Below are 4,039 nucleotides of genomic sequence, written 5' to 3'. Positions count from 1 at the left end.
ACGGCGGCGGCCAGCCGCAGGAACTCCACCGAGGTGAGGTGGCCGGGGGTGCGCGAGCCGTGGAACACGTCCGCGACGACGAGGTCCAGGCTGCCGGGCGCGGTCCGTGCCAGGGTCGCGAGGGCCTCGCGGGCGTCGCCGACCTCGGCGGTGATGTCGACGCCGGGCCCCTGCCAGGGGAGGTGCTGTTCGACCAGGTCGAGCAGCGGGCCGTCCACCTCGACCACGCGCTGGCGCGAGCCGGGGCGGGTGGCGGCGAGGTAGCGGGGCAGGGTCAGGGCGCCGCCGCCGAGGTGGAGGGCGTCCACCCGTCCGTCCTCCGGCACGTCGAGCGCGTCGACGAGGTGGCCGAGGCGCCGGGTGTACTCGAACTCCAGGTGGGTCGGGTCACCGAGGTCCACGTAGGACTGCGGGGTGTCGTCCAGGGTCAGCAGCCAGCCGCCGTCGTGGTCGACGTCGGGGAGCAGCTTCGCCCGCCCGAGGTCGGTCTCGCGCAGCACGGGCAGTCGTTCGTCGACCGGATAGTCCTCGGACGGTGCGGCGGTCGGGTCGGGCATCTCGGGCATGTCCGCAGCATAGGCGCCGGGCCCGAGTCGCCGTCACGGCCGAGGCTACCGGCCGGTATCGTCAGGGGGTCCGGGCGCCGAGGTTCCGGCGTCCCGCGATTCCGACCGGAGTCCGACCAGAGATTGGGTGCGAGTGGCCATGGAGTTCCGCGAAGACATCCTGGGTGCCCCCTACGAGGCGGCCGAGCTGCCGCTGCGTCCGGACGAGGAGGGCGAGGTCACGGCGACGCTGGTCCGCCGGCTGGTCCCCGGTTCGGATCGGGCCGTCCTCTACATCCACGGCTACAACGACTACTGGTTCCAGACCCACCTCGCCGACCACTACGTGGCCGCCGGCTTCTCCTTCTACGCGATCGACCTGCGCAAGTACGGCCGTTCGCTGCGCTCGCACCACTCGCCGAACTTCGTCCGCGACCTCGCCGCCTACGACGAGGAGCTGGACCAGGCGGTGCGGATCATCCGCGAGCAGGACGGCCACCGCCGGCTGCTGGTCAACGGGCACTCCACCGGCGGGCTGATCGCCGCCCTGTGGGCGGGCCGCCGGGCCGGGCACGGCCTGGTCGACGGGCTGTTCCTCAACAGCCCGTTCCTGACCATGCCGGCCTCCCCCGCGGTGCGCACCCTCGGCGCCCCGGCCTTGGAGGCGATCGCCCGGATCGCGCCGACCCGGGTGCTGCCGTCCGCGCTCAACCCGCACTACGTGCACAGCCTGCACCGGGACTTCCGCGGCGAGTGGGACTTCGACCTGAAGCTCAAGCCGGCCGAGGGCGTGCCGCTGTTCGCCGGCTGGCTGGCCGCGATCCAGCGCGGCCACCGCGAGGTGCGGCGCGGGCTCGGCATCGACGTGCCGGTGCTGCTGATGGCCTCCACCGCCTCGATCGCCACCACCCGCTGGCACGCCGCGCTGCACCACGCGGACGCCGTCCTGCGCGCCGACGACATCTCGGCCGCCGGGCCGCACCTGGGCCGCCATGTGACGATCGTCCGGATCAAGGGCGGGATGCACGACCTGGTGCTGTCCGGAGAGACTGCCCGCACCCAGGTGTTCGCCGAGCTCGACCGCTGGCTGGGCGCGTACTTCCCGCTCGCGGTGCACTGATTCGAAGCTCGGTTCGGGGGGTCGGGGGCGCGCCGCCTCCGGCCCCCCACTCCGGCCCCCCACTCGCTCCCCGTGCGCCTGCTGTGCGCCCGCGAGTCCGTGCAAGGCTACCCGGGCCATTGTCACTTACCTTGCCGAGCAGGCGAGTTGAGGAGCCAGCATGCCGCATGAACACGGCCCGCAGGAAGACCGCCCGTCCGGACACAGCGATCCCTCCCTGTACCGCACGCCCGCCGAGGCGATCGCCGCTCCACCCGAGAAGCTCGCCTACGTCGCCGGGTTCGACCGGTCGGCGCAGCGGCCGGACGCGCTGATCACCGTCGACACCGACCCGGCGTCGCCGAGCTACGGGCGCGTGCTCAACTTCACCGACATGCCCGACGTGGGCGACGAACTGCACCACTTCGGCTGGAACGCCTGCTCCAGCGCCCTCGCGCACGCCTGCCACGACAACCCCGAGCGGCGCTACCTGCTGCTGCCCGGGCTGCGGTCGTCCCGGCTGCACGTGCTGGACACCCGGCCGGACCCGGTCCGACCGAGACTGGTGAAGACGGTGGCGGCGGAGGAACTGGCCGCGAGAGCCGGGTACTCGCGGCCCCACACCCTGCACTGCGGGCCGGACGGCGTCTTCCTGTCCTGCCTCGGCGCGGCCGCGGGCGGCGACGGGCCCGGCGGGGTCGCCCTGCTCGACCACACCACCTTCGACGTGCTGCGCCCCTGGGAGACGGAGCGCGGCTCGCAGAACTTCTCCTACGACGTCTGGTGGCACCTGGGCAGCAATGTGGGCGTCACCAGCGAGTGGGGCACCCCGTGGATGGTCGAGGACGGCGTGGTGCCGGAGCTGCTGCTCGGCCGCAAGTACGGGCACTCGCTGCACTTCTGGGAGCTGGACACCGGGCGGCACCTGCAGCGGATCGACCTCGGCGACCAGTACCAGATGGTGCTGGAACTGCGCCCGGCCCACGACCCGCAGGCCGAATGGGGCTTCGCCGGGGTGGTCACCAATGTGGAGGACCTCTCGGCCTCGGTCTGGCTCTGGTACCGGCAGGGCGAGGCGTTCACCGCGCGCAAGGTGATCGAGATACCCGCCGAACCGGCGAAGGCCGAGGACCTGCCGCCCGTGCTCCAGCCCTTCGGCGCCGTGCCGCCGCTGGTGACCGACATCAACCTGTCGGTGGACGACCGCTGGCTGTACGTCTCCGCCTGGGGCACCGGGGAGTTGCTCCAGTACGACGTGTCGGACCCGTTCCACCCGCTGCTCACCGCCTCGGTGCGGCTCGGCGGGGTGACGGCCAGGACCCCGCACCCGGCCGAGCCGGGCCGCCCGCTGAGCGGCGCGCCGCAGATGGTCGAGATCAGCCGGGACGGGCGGCGGGTCTACCTCACCAACTCGCTCTACGGCGCGTGGGACGACCAGTTCTACCCCGACGGCATCGAGCCGTGGATCGTCAAGCTGGACGCCGACCCGGAGACGGGCGGGATGACCGTGGACCGCCGTTTCTTCCCGCACGGCGCGGAGTTCCGGGGGCTGCGGGTGCACCAGACGCACCTGGCGGGCGGCGACGCCTCCTCGGACTCGTACTGCTACCGGTAGCGGCGACGGCCGGTGGCTGAGGCCGACGCGGGCTGGGCCGCAGGTCCCGCCCGTCGTCGGGTACTCAGAACCGGCCGAGCACCGGGTCGTGGTGGATCCGGGCGGCGGGCAGGCCGGCGGCGGCCAGTCGGGTGCGCACCTCGTCGACCAGGCCCGCCGGTCCGCTGACGCAGGCCCGGTGCTCGGACCAGTCGGCGGCCCGGCCGACCGCCTCGGCCAGCCGCCCGCCGGGGGCGTACGGACGGCCGGGGGCGCCCTCGACCCCGGCGTCCTCGGTGACCGGGACGAGTTCCAACCACGGTTTGCGGAGGCCGAGTTCGGCCAGCGCCGGCCAGTCGTAGAGCTCGTCCCGGTTCCGCGCGCCGACGAAGAGGTGGACCCGCTGTCCGCGCGGGCGGTGCTCCACCAGCCGCTCCACGATCGCCTTCATCGGGGCGAGTCCGGTGCCGCCCGCCACCAGCAGGAGGTCCCTGGTGTCGTCCTCCGGCATCAGCGTGCCGCGCGGCGGCCCCAGCCGGAGACGGTCGCCGACGGCCGTGCTCCCGACCAGGGCCGCGCTCACCCCGCCCGGCCCGGTGCGGCGGACGTGGAACTCCAACTCGTTGTCGGCACGCGGCGCGCAGCCCATCGAGTACTGCCGCCAGCTGTGCGGCAGGGCCGGGTGCTCGACCGTCCCGTACTGTCCGGCCCGGTACGGGTAGGGCTCGCCGGTGCGCACCCGGAGCACGACGAGGTCGGGGCGGCGGCGTTCGTGGCCGACCACCGTGGCCTGCCCGTACG

Annotated in this window: 4 protein-coding genes; 2 read left to right on the top strand and 2 right to left on the bottom strand. The window is 73.7% G+C overall.

From position 1 onward, the window contains the following. The coding region (locus VR45_RS38610) for a fused MFS/spermidine synthase (RefSeq protein WP_045944630.1) at window positions 1-557 on the bottom strand (557 nt) is incomplete at its 3' end. 148 nt (window positions 558-705) lie between these two features. On the opposite strand from VR45_RS38610, the gene VR45_RS38605 reads away from it, so the two are divergent. Continuing rightward, window positions 706-1,665 carry an alpha/beta hydrolase gene (locus tag VR45_RS38605; protein WP_045944629.1) on the top strand — a complete coding sequence of 320 codons (960 nt, stop codon included), beginning with the start codon at window positions 706-708 and terminating at the stop codon, window positions 1,663-1,665. Window positions 1,666-1,825: 160 nt separating this feature from the next. Beyond that, entirely contained in the window at window positions 1,826-3,259 is a 1,434-nt protein-coding gene (locus tag VR45_RS38600; RefSeq protein ID WP_045944628.1) for a selenium-binding protein SBP56-related protein, read from the top strand. A 64-nt stretch (window positions 3,260-3,323) separates the two neighbouring features. Here VR45_RS38600 and VR45_RS38595 read toward each other — a convergent pair. Beyond that, the coding region (locus VR45_RS38595) for an FAD-binding oxidoreductase (protein ID WP_045944627.1) at window positions 3,324-4,039 on the bottom strand (716 nt) is incomplete at its 5' end.

Origin of the sequence: Streptomyces sp. NRRL S-495, from assembly GCF_000966955.1 — a bacterium.
GTDB lineage: Bacteria > Actinomycetota > Actinomycetes > Streptomycetales > Streptomycetaceae > Kitasatospora > Kitasatospora purpeofusca.
The sequence above is the reverse complement of the archived record's forward strand: the minus strand, read 5'-3'. Positions and strand labels throughout refer to the sequence as shown.

Bases quoted from the DNA above. Each gene is read 5' to 3' on its own strand.
- VR45_RS38605 (WP_045944629.1), top strand. From the start codon at position 706: ATGGAGTTCCGCGAAGACATCCTGGGTGCCCCCTACGAGGCGGCCGAG.
- VR45_RS38600 (WP_045944628.1), top strand. From the start codon at position 1,826: ATGCCGCATGAACACGGCCCGCAGGAAGACCGCCCGTCCGGACACAGC.